The sequence below is a fragment of the Bacteroidota bacterium genome, assembly GCA_016721765.1.
GTDB lineage: Bacteria > Bacteroidota > Bacteroidia > UBA4408 > UBA4408 > UBA4408.
Genome location: JADKHO010000001.1, coordinates 1,365,257 through 1,378,071 on the forward strand (window position 1 = coordinate 1,365,257; position 12,815 = coordinate 1,378,071).

Consider the following 12,815-nt stretch of genomic DNA (forward strand, 5'->3'; position numbering starts at 1 on the left):
TTTTTAAAAATTGGGCAAACGAAGATATTAAAAATTATATAATACGCTTATGCAGCAAATTTGTTTCACAAAAAAAGCGATGAGCTTTTTAAAAACCCATCGCTTTTTTTTATTCGTTATTTTATTACATCCCCTGAGGCAATAGCATGGTATCAATTACGTGCACAATACCATTACTTTGTTTCAAGTCTGATTCCACAATGGTGGCTTTGTTGCCAATTGCATCTGATAGCATTAGTTGGCCATTTTCGATGGTTAGTTTTAAGGATTCACCATTCATGGTTTTGAGCATTGCTGTTCCTTTTTCCATCTCGACTCTGTTTTTCAAGTCTTGGATGGTAAGGACTCCATTGATGGTATGATAATTCAAAATTTTATCGAGCATGGGTAAGTACTCTTCAGACATCATTTTTGGGGTTCCACCATGCAATGTTTTGTCGAATCCGCCATTTGTAATGGCAAAGAAGGTGAATTGCCCTTTGGCTTCCAGTTTTTTTCCCATGGAAGTAGCTTTCAAGCCATCGTTTAAGGATGTCAACTCTTTGTCTTTACTTACGTTTTCAGTAATGTTTTTACGTGCCGACATAGCTTTTGCGGCTTCTTGAGCGCTTACATTACCTATGGTGTATGCAAGGGCGAATGAAACAAGTAAAATTGATTTTTTCATGAGTAATGAAATTAATTTAATGATACGAATATACTGTTTATCAATGAAATCTAAAAAACCGTTTATCGATTAATTGATGTTTTTTTCTTTTATGGCAATTTCGTCCACAACTTTGCGCTGAGCATCTATTTCGGCTTTCTTTTTTTCCTGATCGTTTTTGTTGGTAGAAATATCTTCCTCGGCTTTTTGAATCTTGGATTTATAGTTTTCTATGTCCTTTTTTAAATCCTCGTTCTTTTCTTCCAATTCTTTTTGTTGTTCCTTGAGTTTTTCGAAGGCTCTTGTAGCATCTTTTAGTTTCTCAGCGATTGCATTTTTAGTCATTTTACGAGCAAACTCTTCCACAAGTTTCGATGCGGCATCGAAGGCAATTTGATTATTGATGCCGGATGAAATGTAGGCTCCTCCCATATCAAAAGCAACCACCAATTTTGTTTCGTTATCTTTTATTTTTTCAGCCTTTGCATATACATCCATAGTACCATCTGTAATGGTTGGAATTACGATATTATCGGCAAAAACGCCATCCTTACCCGAAACTTTTTCCGATTTAAAATCCTTCATGTAGGATTTCCACTCTTTTTCAACGTCATTGGAGCTGCATTCGTATACATATGTTACAAATGAAGGATGTATCCCATCGCCAATTTTTTCGATGGCCTCGGTGACCTTTATACGTTGGGCATGGGCCAAAATGGAAACTGTTAAAATTAGTAGGAGAGAGCTGAGTTTTTTCATAATCTATTTCGAATTAATGAGTATAAAATTGAACAAATATTTGGCGGATTATTCGCATTATCACATATTATGGGATGATATTTTAGTTTAAATTGGAGAATAATTATATGTCATAGCACTGCTTAACAAAGGCAATTAATATCAAAAATATCATTCTAGATCTGTTACCCCTCCCGAAATGATAAACTTCATAACCTCGGCCGAACTGGCATGGATGGGACTTACATTTTCTTTATCAACAATAATAAGCATCCCTGAAAAGGCATAAGAGTAGGGTAGGTATACGGCAACTTTATCTTTATTGATGCTAAGTTCGGTTAAATCTTCATTGGTAACAAAACCTATTTTCTGCACTTCCGGATGACGGTTGGTTATAACTAGAACCGGTTTATTAAAGCGTTTCTTTTTGCCTACAAAAGCAGACAATAAATCCTTAACGGAGGAGTAAATAGTTTTCACCAGCGGTGCACGCTCAATATTGTGGTCGATGATTTTAAAAAAGGGTTGTAAAATCAAGGAAGAGCCCACCATCCCCATAATAATAACCAACACGATTACCGAGAAAAATCCAATAAATGGATCTACTACAGGATGGATATGAATTCCCAAAGAATGCACTACCCCTCCTACACTTGATATGATTTGATAAATCACGTAAAGTGTAATAAAAATAGGTACTGTAAAAAGTAAGCCTTGAAGAAAATATCGGATTAAGCGATTCATTTAATGGTGTAGAATTTAAGTTCAAAGATAGGACATTGGGCAATAGCTAAGTATATTTTTATGTTTTAATTTCGGGAGCATACAGCTTTAGCCCTTTGGCAAGGCGGTTGATGGATTTTGCCATTCGGTTAATTTTTGTTTGTTCTTGCTTGGCAGAATAAATCCATTGGATATAAAAATTTTTTTCGCTTTCGGAAAGAGACATAAAAAAGTGCAAAGCAAGTGGTTCGTCTTGCAGGCATTGTAGCATTTCTTCAGGCACATGTAGTGGTTCATTATCTGGATATAGCACAATGTGCACGCGATCTCCTTCTGTTTTGTGAATGGCTTTTCGTATTTCTGCTTTCACCGGAAGGAAAAAATTGCCGTCGCCCATTGGCATCAAATGGTATTTGCGAATTTCGTAACCGTCAATAGTACCTTTCACCTTTTTCCATCCAAATGGAGTTTTTGCTGTTTTTATAATTCCATTGATGCGTGCGAATGTCCATCCACCCTTGCCGGGATATTTTTCGAGCAGGAATTTTTTATTGACTAAAGCCTTTTCCATGAATTAAGTAATTGTGCTCGTCTAGGCAGATTCAGAAAGACGTTGCATCAAATTTGGAAGGACAAAATTAAAATTATATATGTAAAAATAGTGTGGAAATGCAGTCTTCAAAAGTAAAGACTTCGGCCGAAAGGCAGCGACAATAACACGTGTAGTTTTTATGCCGAATAATAAACAAGCTCTTAGTTGCAATTTTAGTTAATTGTTGGGAAAGCCATTGTCTACCCATTTTTGAATGGTACTTATGGAACAATCGTTCATTTTATCGGCATTTTGGGGCATAGCTGCAAATCCGCTGAGGTGATTAAGAGAGCCCATTAGTTTATTCCCGTTTACTGCTGCGGCAACACCTGAATAGCTAGAGAAATCGAAACCTCCACCGGCGGTTGATGCATTGTGGCAACCTTTACACCAATTGGTGAGCAAAGGTTCAATCCGCGAAGTGTAGCTGTAATCAATGGTATCACAACTAAGGCAATTGGAAGTATTTTGTGCACCTGATTTTATCCAAATTTTAATATAATCCACCTCCAAAGAACTAAGCTTTTGCCCACGAGGCATGGATGGATTATTGCCACGAATGGTTGTGTAAACTTCACTTTGGAAAGGATGATTCGCTTTAACACCTTTCATAATACCTTCGTAGGTGGATAAGTCATAACCCGCTTCGTGGTCTTTACTGTTGTGGCAACCACTCATGCTGCACCTGGATACAAAGATGGGCAAAACATTTTCCTGAAAGCAAATGCCTGGATCTATCGTATTGTAGGCACAAGTTGAAAATAAAAATAGTACAGCTAGTAGTACTGGAATTCGAATTATTTTAGCCTTCATGTTTTCGTATAAGAGTCACAAAGCTAAGTTCAATGCGGGCTTTCATAAGTGATGAATATCATACATTTACTTAATACTGTGAATAATGAAAAGTTTCAATCTAAAGTCACACTTTTGTAAAAAGGTAATCTGCCGCAAAATGGAGTAACTATGAAACAGAAAAAAACTGACGAGCATTTGTTCTTAGAGGGGCCGCGCTCAAGGATAAAAGAGCTTGGTTTTGCTTTTAAGGTATTCGTTGAATTTATTAAGGGATTTCGCACCTTTCATTTTTTAGGCCCATGTGTAACCGTGTTTGGTTCAGCCCGATTTAAAGAAGGTCATCCTTATTACGATATGACCCGAAAAATGGGAGAAGCATTAGCACACATTGGGTTTACTGTAATGACAGGTGGTGGACCGGGATTAATGGAAGCAGCAAATAGAGGAGCAAAGGATGTAAATGGAAAATCAGTTGGCTGCAATATTACTCTACCTGTGGAGCAGCAGCACAATGCGTATCTTGACCGTTGGGTGAAAATGGAATATTTTTTTGTTCGAAAGGTGCTGTTATATAAATACTCCTTTGCTTTTGTGGTGATGCCGGGCGGATTCGGCACACTGGATGAATTTTTTGAATCCATTACACTCATTCAAACCCATAAAATGAAAAATTTTCCGGTAGTGGTGATGGGAAAAGCCTACCATGCAAAACTGATGGAACATTTGGATGGGATGGTAAAAGATAAGACCATAACAGAAGAGGATCGCAAATTATTTTTGTTAACAGACGACATTCGAGAAGCCATTGAGCACATCGAGGCCAATGCCATACAAAAATTTAATCTCAGAAAAGTTCAAGAATTGCAGCCGAAGCGCATATTGGGAGAAGCTGTGCAGCACTAAACAGTGAAGAATTCAAATAGCATAACTCAAGAAAATTGAGCCATGCATGTGTATTACAAGATGCCGATGTATTAAAAGAAGTGCACCCATCCATATAAAGAAGCAACTTTTTTTTAGAATTATATAAATCAAAATCCTTGGGGGGAGTTGACCTTTGCATTGTAAAAAGTTTACCTATCAAATGGACAAAATCGATTTTAATATCTAAAAAAATGATTAATCACTCGCATCAGGCACCGTCTCTCCATAAAAAAGCGTTTGCGGTTTTAGTTTTATTTTTCCTACTATTTGCCGGATTGTTTAGTGTTATATGGGCAAAGCAAATCACATTAGGCGTGCTGCCTGTAAGGGCATCTTTTGGGTTTACCGGAATGCTTCCTTTAAGTAAAAGTAATGTTGTGAAAGAAAATGGAAATACCTATGTGGTTTGTTTCAATCCCGGAAGAATGAATATTTCTAACAAGAATTCAAACAGCGGATTACTTCTCACTAATGAGAAGGGATCCTGCGATTTTACCCAAAACGGAACGCGGCATTTACGCGTTATATGGAACAAATCATCTTATACAAATACTACTTCCTTACAAAACAAACACAAAATTAATACTATTGATTAATGAAAAATTTAAGAAAACCCGGTATTGTTTATTTTTTAATGTGGCTAAGCACCCTATTTATTATGCAGGCATGTAGCAGCTCAAATAAAGAAGTGGAGCTGGCAAAAAAGGTGCTTATGGATTCGGTAAATCAGGCGAATCGCGAAGCTGCATTGAAGCAAAATATTATTGATTCGATGAGCAAAGTGAAAGCAGCCGATATTTCGAGGCAAGAAACGGAACAAAATGCCACCGTTACAAATTCAACTGTATCGAGTAGTGAAACCAAGAAGAAACGCATGAGTAAAACCACCAAAGGTTCTTTGATTGGGGCTGGTGCCGGAATTTTAAGTGGTGCTGCCGCCGGAGCAATTATTAGTAAAGATAAAGGTAAAGGCGCTGCTGTGGGCGGAATAATTGGTGGAGCCGTTGGGTCAGGTATCGGTTACGGAGCAGGTGCAAAGAAAGATACTAAAGCAAAAGTGGATACAATCAAGAAATAAAGCTTGCACCAATTAAAAGTGGAAATTACATAAAGTTTTCAGGAAATTATATAAAGCAAAAGTAAAGACAGCACTGCACTTTTGTTTCGCAAGGTTAAATTGTTTGGGTAGGACAGTTTAATTGAGCAAAAACCTCTCTATGCATAGCTTTAGAGAGGTTTTTTTATTTACACCAGATACACCTATTGCATTGTTTTTATAAGAAATGCTTTTAAAGTAATCGCAATATCGGCGAATTGATAAGGTGATAATTTTGTAATTTATTTAAGAAAAGTTGTAAGTGAATAAGCCATTTGACCCTATACATTTGGAAAAGATTAATTGCCTTAGTATTCACCTAAACCATGTCACCTATGTTAGCATATCACAATCAAGAAGCAACTATTTCAGCCATTACGCTGAGAAATACGATTTTAAAGTATGGATCCATTTGTTGCGTTTTTTACATAGCCTTTCTGCTGCTTATGAAGGTTTTTGGCTTACTGCATGTTACAGAGCTACGAATGGTAAATTATCTCATTTTTGCAACGGTTGGATTTTACGAGATAAGTCACCTTATAAAGAGGCAGCATGCATATCTCTCTTTTTTGAATGTTTTGATTACCGATTTTTTACCGGATTATTTTCCTTTTTATTGTTTTCAATTTTCACTTATTTCTACAGTAAGTTCGATGCTGAAATGGCTGATTTGCTTTTGAAAAGCACACAAAACTTTATCAGTTCTATGCCCTCTATAGTGATTTTACTTGAAGGTTCAGCAGCCAGTATTATTGTTGCATTTATTTGTATGCAATATTTTAGAAAATTTGAAGAAGGTGAGGCGTCGTCAAAATAATATAAGTTTCTTCTCATGCAAAGATAGTAGCATGAAACTTAAGTTTAGCGATCACATTAACTTTATTAATTCTTCTTTGAGTTTTTTGCTTAAGGTTCCAGCAATCAAATCATAGGAATGATCCACTTGCTCTTTTAGCTGAGAAAGGGAAAGTGTGCCGTCAACAAGTATGGTGTTCCAATGTACTTTATTCATGTGATAACCCGGCAGGACACAGGTGTACTGGTTACGAAGAGCGATTGCTTTTTCGGGATCACATTTTACATTAAACTGAAGTGGCTTAGCTTCGAGTGCCGCCAATAAATAGACCTTCCCCATAACCTTGTAAACAAGTGTATCCGGTCCAAAAGGCAAGGTTTCTTCGGTTCCTTTTTTACTTAGGCAATAGTCACGGAGATCTTCAATATTCATGGTTACGAATTAACGAATTGGTTACGAATTTACGAAAGGTGATGGTTACGAATTAACGAATTGTTGCGAATTTACGAAAGGTGTTGGTTACGGATTAACGAATTGTTGCGAATTTACGAAAGGTGATGGTTACGGATTAACGAAAGGTTACGAATTTACGAAAGGTGATGGTTACGGATTAACGAAAGGTTACGAATTTACGAAAGGAGTAGGTTACAGATTAACGAATGGGTCGGATAACAGATTATTTCTGATTCAAAGAATTGAAACTTTTAATTTATTGATTTTTGCTTGGGGGTGTTAAGCTAGCTTATCGGTGAAAAATAAATCGCTGGCAATTTTGTCTGCTAGGAGTTTTCCTTTTTCGGTGAGGAATATCTGATTTTCTTTTTCGATTATATTGCCTGAGGTAAAGTGCGTTGTTGCCTCTTTTTTAAGGAAGTTAAGTAAATCGGTTCCGAATTCTTTTTGGATATATACTAAATCGCAGCCCCAGATGGTTCTAATACTGGTCATGATGTATTCATTATAGTTTTGCTCGCGAGTTAATGTTTCTCTTTCGAAGTTCAATTCATTTTTTTCGAGGCTACGAATGTATAGTGCATTGTTGCGCACATTCCATTGGCGAGAAGCACCATCATAGCTGTGCGCAGAGGGTCCTAACCCTATATATTTTTTTTGTTTCCAATAGTTGCTGTTGTGTCGGGAGTAATTATTTTCAGTACAAAAATTTGAGATTTCGTATTGAATAAAACCATTCTTCTGCATAGCTTCTGTTAGTATTTCAAAGTGTTGCGCACTTTTTTCGTCTTCCACATTTTGCACTTTACCCGAAGCAATATGTTTGTGTAAGGCTGTTCTTTCCTCTATGGTGAGGCAATATGCCGAAATGTGCTTCACCTGCAGATCAAATACCTGTTGTAAATTTATTTTCCAATTATCATTACTAAGGGTGGGTGTGCCGTAAATTAAGTCGATGCTGATGTTTTCGAAACCGGCAACTTGAGCTGTTTTCACAGCGTTTATTCCTCGTTCAGCGGAGTGTGCACGATGCATAAATTTTAAATCGGCTTCAAAAAAGGATTGTATACCAATACTGAATCGGTTTATTGGAGTTGTTTTAAAGTCACGAACTTTTTCGTTGCTTAAATCTTCGGGATTTGCTTCCAACGTAATTTCAGCATCCGAGGAAATCGTAAAATGTGTATGCAAGAGTTCAAAAATGCGCAGCAATTCTTCTGCGGAAAGCAAGGATGGCGTGCCTCCGCCAAAATAAATACTTTCAATTGTATCGGAAGTGCTAAGGTAATTTGAGCGCAGTTTAATTTCTTTTTCGAGTGCTTTTAAAAACGAGTCTTTGTTTTGAAGAGAAGTGCTGAAATGGAAATCGCAATAAGAGCAAGCCTGCAAGCAAAAAGGAATGTGAATATAAATACCGGACATAGTAGCGTTAACAACTGCAAAGAAACATAAAATTTATGGGGCTGATTTTTTTAAGCGAAACAACTCCAAAATGAAGGTATTTAAGTGCACCGCTATTTGCCTTACAATAAGAGATTACAAGCATTAAGTTTGTTTGTTTTGTGAGTTGTTTGTGTTTTTCCTTGACTTTTTGCTATTCTGATTCAAAAAATTATCTTTGAAATCAAATCAACGGAAAAATTGTGGATACTTTTCGATTAGAATCAACACCGCGAACGCCCTTAGTGAATCTTAATCCCGATTCAGGAGTTTTTGAAATGAAGGGTAAATCAATACCTGAAAACTCAACTGTGTTTTACAAGGCAATGTTTGATTGGCTAAACGCATATATGGAACAACCGGCCGGTAAAACAGTGTTGAACATTCAAATGGATTATTTTAATACAAGTTCCTCAAAAAGTGTGGTCGATTTTTTTAAAAAGCTTGAATCCATTCATAAATCAGGAAAGGGAGAAGTTGAGATAAACTGGCTTCACAACGAAGAAGACGAAGACATGCAGGAAGCCGGCGAAGATTATAAATCAATTATTAAAGTACCCTTCAATATAATTTCATTTCAATAATCAATTCAAAAAACAACTTATGGTTAAGAAAATTTTATTTATTTCGGCACTGATTGCGCTTACTTCATGTGGAGGTTCGAAAGAATCAGCGCCTGCAACAGAAAGCACCGAAGCTAAAAGTGATACAGTAGCTGCAGCTACCACACAGCCTGAAAATGAGTTGGCCGATTTTAAATTTCACATGGCTATTGCCAATATCCCATCACCTTTTGAAATTATAGATATGTTGCCTAAAAGTGGGCTTACTTTCGATAAAGGTTTGCTTAACCCAAGTGAGAACCTATCGAAATATCAAACCAGCACTAAACGGGGTTTAAATTATGGCGCTTACGTGGTGGATTTAATTTACTTGTCGAGTAATGAGCAATATTCTGATGTGAAAAAATTCTTTATTGTATCGAAGGATTTGGCGCAAAAATTAGATGCAGGGGATAGTTTTAACCGCATTGCAGGATCTCGTATGGAGCAAAACATCGACAACAAAGATTCCATTAATCATGTAATGGATGCAGTATACGCAGAAACGGATAATTATTTACGCAGCAATGAGCGTTTATTGTCGGCTACTCAAATTCTTACAGGAAGCTGGATTGAAAGCCAATACATCACTCTTAGCTTATTAAAAAATGCCGAGAAAAACAAAGCCAATGAAGCGCTTTTTCAGAAAGTATATGAACAAAATATTCATGCAGAAAGCTTAGTTAAATTACTTGGCGAATTTGAAAAAGAAAAGGATTTTAAAGGACTGATTGCTGAGTTTAAAGAACTTGCAGGAATGTATAAAGAAATTAAGTCGGCTGATATTGATAAGGCAACGATAGAAAAAATTTCAGCTAAACTCAACTCCATTCGTGCTAAAATGGTGAGTTAAGTAATATTCACAAAAACACTTATTTTTAAGCTTTGAAGTAAATGCTTCAAAGCTTTTTTTTATACCTATATGAGCGAAAAGATTTTAAAAGCCTTGATGCAACTCTTTGCTATTATAGCGCAAAGCGAAGAGGATTCTCAGCAATCACGCACAGTGGTTGAATCTTTTTTGAGGCAGCAGCTCAATAAGGAACAGGTTAAAGAATATCTTTCCTTGTATGACTCCTTCTTGAAACAACAGAATGATGGGGCGGAGGGTGAAAAGAAAAAGCGGCGGCTGGCCGTAAGTTCTGTTAAGGTAATCGTAATATGTAATCAAATTAACGAAGCTCTTACGCAAAAGCAAAAGTTAGTTGTGCTTATTAATCTGGTGGAATTTGTCAGCACGAACAAATCAATTTCTGAACAAGAAATGGAGTTTGTGAGCACTGTATCTTCGTCGTTTAATATTCCGGATGAAGAGTTGGCTCAGATTCTTCAACTCGCTGCACGTCCCAGTGTATATGAGTTGGATGATGCATCCGATTGGTTGGTGATTAGCCAAACACACCCGCAACTTGGGCATGTAAAATTTATTTATTCAGAGTCGATACCGGGCGAAATTGCAGTCTTACAGGTTAAGAGTGTAGGAATATACCTGTTACGTTATTTTGGAAAAGCGGAGCTTTTATTGAATGGTCAGGCCATTCTGTTGGGTCAGATTTATATTTTATCACCAGGTTCTTCCATTCGGAGCCATAAGGTTTTGCCCATTTATTACAGCGATATAGTAAGTTGCTTTTTGAGTGCTTCCGGCAAAAGCCGTATTCAATTTGAAGCACAACATTTGGAATATAATTTTAGAAATGGAAAACGGGGTTTGCATGATTTGAGTTTTTCGGAACATTCGGGAAAGCTAATTGGAATCATGGGCGGAAGTGGTGCCGGCAAATCTACTTTGTTAAATATTTTGAATGGGAATAATTTTCCTTCGAAGGGAAAAGTGTTGGTGAACGGCTTTAACTTGCACACGGAGAAAAAAGAATTGGAAGGTATTATCGGTTATGTGCCTCAGGATGATTTGCTGATAGATGAATTGAGTGTTTATCAAAATTTATTTTACAATTCGAAATTGTGTTTTGCAGGGTGGAGTGATGCTGAAATTGATGCATTGGTGTGCGACAAATTGAGCGATTTGGGTTTGCTTGAAACGAAGGATTTGCAAGTAGGAAATTCGTTGGATAAAACCATTAGTGGAGGTCAGCGCAAACGACTCAATATTGCATTAGAATTAATTCGAGAACCGGCAGTGTTATTTGTGGATGAGCCTACTTCCGGTTTATCATCCCGCGACAGCGAAAACATTATGGATTTGCTAAAGGAATTAGCCTTAAAGGGGAAATTGGTATTTGTTGTTATACACCAACCTTCTTCTGATATTTTTAAAATGTTTGATAAGCTTTTGTTGCTCGACACCGGCGGGTATCCTATTTACTATGGAAACCCGGTGGAATCGTTGATTTATTTTAAAACAACTGTGAACCACATCAACGCCAACGAAAGTGAATGTGTGTATTGCGGCAATGTGAATCCGGAGCAGGTTTTTAATATTATTGAGGCAAAGGTGTTGGATGAAAACGGAAATCAAACGCGCGAGCGAAGAATTTCGCCCTTAGAATGGAACGAATATTTTAAGGAATCGAAACTGGATGGGAGTATTGATTCAGGTCAAACAAAGAAGCAAAAAATTGCGAATAATTTTCAGAAACCCAGCTTCTTTAAACAGTTTCAAGTATTTAGTTTGCGGAATGTACTTTCAAAAGTATCGAATACACAATATTTATTTATTAACTTGTTAGAAGCACCGCTTCTTGCGCTCTTGCTTGCCAGTTTAATAAAGTATTACAAAAGCAGTGGCGAATATATTTTTTACGAAAATAAAAACTTGCCGGCTTATTTATTTATGTGCGTGCTGGTTGCTTTGTTTATAGGACTTACAGTGAGTGCAGAAGAAATTATAAGAGACCGAAAAATTTTAAAACGCGAATCATTTCTCAACTTAAGTAAAGGAAGTTATTTGCTGAGTAAGATTACTTTTTTGTTTTTCTTATCTGCAATTCAAACGATTTTGTTCGTGTTAATCGGCAATTATATTTTAGAAATTAAGGATATGTATGTGGACTATTGGCTGATTTTATTTAGTACCTCCTGCTTTGCAAACATGCTAGGATTAAACATTTCAGCCACATTTAATTCGGCCATAACCATTTATATTTTAATCCCATTTTTGTTGATTCCACAGATTTTACTTAGTGGTGTGATTGTAAAATTTGAAGAATTAAATCCTAAAATTTCGAGCCAGTCGGTTGTTCCGTTTTGGGGAGAAGTAATGACATCTCGTTGGGCGTTTGAAGGACTTGCAGTAAATCAGTTTGCTGCCAACAAGTATGAAAAACCATTGTTTGAATTTGAAAAAGCGATTAGCTCTGCAGGGTATAAAAAGGTGTATTGGTATTCAAAAATGAATGAATTAATAGACGAGATTGAAAGCGCAAAGCAAGGTAATCCCGCTAAGGCACAAGAAAAATTGAGTATTGTAACACATGAATTGTCAAAAGAAAAAGTCTTACTGCCTACGCTTAGCATGGATACTAAATCGTTTGCTAGCCTTGTTGGTTTTGATTCTCATAAATTAAAAATGGTTTTGAATGAAATAAAATCAAACTATGCAAGTATTTATGACAAGGCTCAAAAGGAGAAAGATGAATGGATTGGAAGTTTTCAAACAACTGATGCTGGAAAGGCTGAATACCAGCACTTGTTGAACACCTATCAAAACAAGAAATTGGAGGAAGCTGTTAAGAATTCAAATCCGGATGCAGAGCCAGTTATAATTGAAGACGGCGAGTTAGTTGCCACAGGAGATCCTATTTTTAAAGATGGTCCCTCCGATCGCTTTATTCGTGCGCAGTTTTATGCTCCGCAAAAGGCAATTTTTGGAAACTATTATCCAACTTTTTGGGTAAACATTTTAGTTATTTGGTTGATGTCGCTGAGTTTGGCGCTTACACTTTATTTTGATGTGTTTAAGCGGCTGCTGAAACTGTTTGCGAGTATTCCTTTTGGTGTCCGAAAAAGTGATTAACCGTAATGCCTAGTGTATGTCGCGAGGTTGGAAT

Annotated in this window: 14 protein-coding genes; 7 read left to right on the top strand and 7 right to left on the bottom strand. The window is 36.8% G+C overall.

What is annotated here, in order from left to right:
- Positions 1-124: 124 nt before the first annotated feature.
- From IPP32_04760 to IPP32_04780, 5 genes are all read right to left on the bottom strand, one after another.
- Positions 125-667: a fasciclin domain-containing protein gene (locus IPP32_04760; GenBank protein MBL0047395.1), complete on the bottom strand. Its 543-nt coding sequence runs from the start codon at positions 665-667 to the stop codon at positions 125-127.
- Between the two features lie 69 nt (positions 668-736).
- Positions 737-1,405: a hypothetical protein gene (locus IPP32_04765; GenBank protein ID MBL0047396.1), complete on the bottom strand. Its 669-nt coding sequence runs from the start codon at positions 1,403-1,405 to the stop codon at positions 737-739.
- A gap of 150 nt (positions 1,406-1,555) precedes the next feature.
- Positions 1,556-2,128, bottom strand: a complete 573-nt coding sequence (locus IPP32_04770) for a DUF502 domain-containing protein (GenBank protein ID MBL0047397.1) — start codon at positions 2,126-2,128, stop codon at positions 1,556-1,558.
- A 58-nt stretch (positions 2,129-2,186) separates the two neighbouring features.
- A complete protein-coding gene (locus tag IPP32_04775) occupies positions 2,187-2,678 on the bottom strand; it encodes a DUF1905 domain-containing protein (GenBank protein MBL0047398.1) in 492 nt (163 codons plus the stop codon).
- A 198-nt stretch (positions 2,679-2,876) separates the two neighbouring features.
- Positions 2,877-3,512 carry a hypothetical protein gene (locus tag IPP32_04780; protein ID MBL0047399.1) on the bottom strand — a complete coding sequence of 212 codons (636 nt, stop codon included), beginning with the start codon at positions 3,510-3,512 and terminating at the stop codon, positions 2,877-2,879.
- 150 nt (positions 3,513-3,662) lie between these two features.
- Between IPP32_04780 and IPP32_04785 the strand changes: the two genes are divergently transcribed.
- From IPP32_04785 to IPP32_04800, 4 genes are all read left to right on the top strand, one after another.
- On the top strand, positions 3,663-4,397 hold the full coding sequence (locus tag IPP32_04785; GenBank protein ID MBL0047400.1) for a TIGR00730 family Rossman fold protein: 735 nt from the start codon (positions 3,663-3,665) through the stop codon (positions 4,395-4,397).
- Between the two features lie 212 nt (positions 4,398-4,609).
- Positions 4,610-5,014, top strand: a complete 405-nt coding sequence (locus IPP32_04790) for a hypothetical protein (GenBank protein ID MBL0047401.1) — start codon at positions 4,610-4,612, stop codon at positions 5,012-5,014.
- Positions 5,015-5,037: 23 nt separating this feature from the next.
- Positions 5,038-5,496 (top strand): hypothetical protein, encoded by a 459-nt coding sequence (locus IPP32_04795; protein ID MBL0047402.1) that lies wholly within the window; start codon positions 5,038-5,040, stop codon positions 5,494-5,496.
- 280 nt (positions 5,497-5,776) lie between these two features.
- A complete protein-coding gene (locus IPP32_04800; GenBank protein ID MBL0047403.1) occupies positions 5,777-6,331 on the top strand; it encodes a hypothetical protein in 555 nt (184 codons plus the stop codon).
- A 51-nt stretch (positions 6,332-6,382) separates the two neighbouring features.
- On the opposite strand, the gene IPP32_04805 is transcribed toward IPP32_04800, so the two are convergent.
- Both IPP32_04805 and hemW read right to left on the bottom strand, forming a co-directional pair.
- The gene (locus tag IPP32_04805) at positions 6,383-6,742 is read right to left on the bottom strand and encodes an MmcQ/YjbR family DNA-binding protein (protein ID MBL0047404.1); all 360 of its coding nucleotides are present in this window, start codon (positions 6,740-6,742) and stop codon (positions 6,383-6,385) included.
- A 300-nt stretch (positions 6,743-7,042) separates the two neighbouring features.
- Positions 7,043-8,185 (bottom strand): radical SAM family heme chaperone HemW, encoded by a 1,143-nt coding sequence (gene hemW, locus IPP32_04810; protein ID MBL0047405.1) that lies wholly within the window; start codon positions 8,183-8,185, stop codon positions 7,043-7,045.
- Between the two features lie 221 nt (positions 8,186-8,406).
- Between hemW and IPP32_04815 the strand changes: the two genes are divergently transcribed.
- The 3 genes from IPP32_04815 (at position 8,407) to IPP32_04825 (ending at position 12,781) form a co-directional block, all read left to right on the top strand.
- The gene (locus IPP32_04815; protein MBL0047406.1) at positions 8,407-8,787 is read left to right on the top strand and encodes a DUF1987 domain-containing protein; all 381 of its coding nucleotides are present in this window, start codon (positions 8,407-8,409) and stop codon (positions 8,785-8,787) included.
- 19 nt (positions 8,788-8,806) lie between these two features.
- Positions 8,807-9,658 (top strand): hypothetical protein, encoded by an 852-nt coding sequence (locus IPP32_04820; GenBank protein MBL0047407.1) that lies wholly within the window; start codon positions 8,807-8,809, stop codon positions 9,656-9,658.
- 69 nt (positions 9,659-9,727) lie between these two features.
- On the top strand, positions 9,728-12,781 hold the full coding sequence (locus IPP32_04825; GenBank protein ID MBL0047408.1) for an ATP-binding cassette domain-containing protein: 3,054 nt from the start codon (positions 9,728-9,730) through the stop codon (positions 12,779-12,781).
- Positions 12,782-12,815 lie beyond the last annotated feature (34 nt).

Excerpts from the sequence above, each read along its gene's own strand:
- IPP32_04785 (MBL0047400.1), top strand. The coding sequence starts at position 3,663 with ATGAAACAGAAAAAAACTGACGAGCATTTGTTCTTAGAGGGGCCGCGC.
- IPP32_04825 (MBL0047408.1), top strand. The coding sequence starts at position 9,728 with ATGAGCGAAAAGATTTTAAAAGCCTTGATGCAACTCTTTGCTATTATA.
- IPP32_04790 (MBL0047401.1), top strand. The coding sequence starts at position 4,610 with ATGATTAATCACTCGCATCAGGCACCGTCTCTCCATAAAAAAGCGTTT.
- hemW (MBL0047405.1), bottom strand. The coding sequence starts at position 8,185 with ATGTCCGGTATTTATATTCACATTCCTTTTTGCTTGCAGGCTTGCTCT.
- IPP32_04780 (MBL0047399.1), bottom strand. The coding sequence starts at position 3,512 with ATGAAGGCTAAAATAATTCGAATTCCAGTACTACTAGCTGTACTATTT.
- IPP32_04765 (MBL0047396.1), bottom strand. The coding sequence starts at position 1,405 with ATGAAAAAACTCAGCTCTCTCCTACTAATTTTAACAGTTTCCATTTTG.
- IPP32_04805 (MBL0047404.1), bottom strand. The coding sequence starts at position 6,742 with ATGAATATTGAAGATCTCCGTGACTATTGCCTAAGTAAAAAAGGAACC.
- IPP32_04775 (MBL0047398.1), bottom strand. The coding sequence starts at position 2,678 with ATGGAAAAGGCTTTAGTCAATAAAAAATTCCTGCTCGAAAAATATCCC.
- IPP32_04760 (MBL0047395.1), bottom strand. The coding sequence starts at position 667 with ATGAAAAAATCAATTTTACTTGTTTCATTCGCCCTTGCATACACCATA.
- IPP32_04820 (MBL0047407.1), top strand. The coding sequence starts at position 8,807 with ATGGTTAAGAAAATTTTATTTATTTCGGCACTGATTGCGCTTACTTCA.
- IPP32_04770 (MBL0047397.1), bottom strand. The coding sequence starts at position 2,128 with ATGAATCGCTTAATCCGATATTTTCTTCAAGGCTTACTTTTTACAGTA.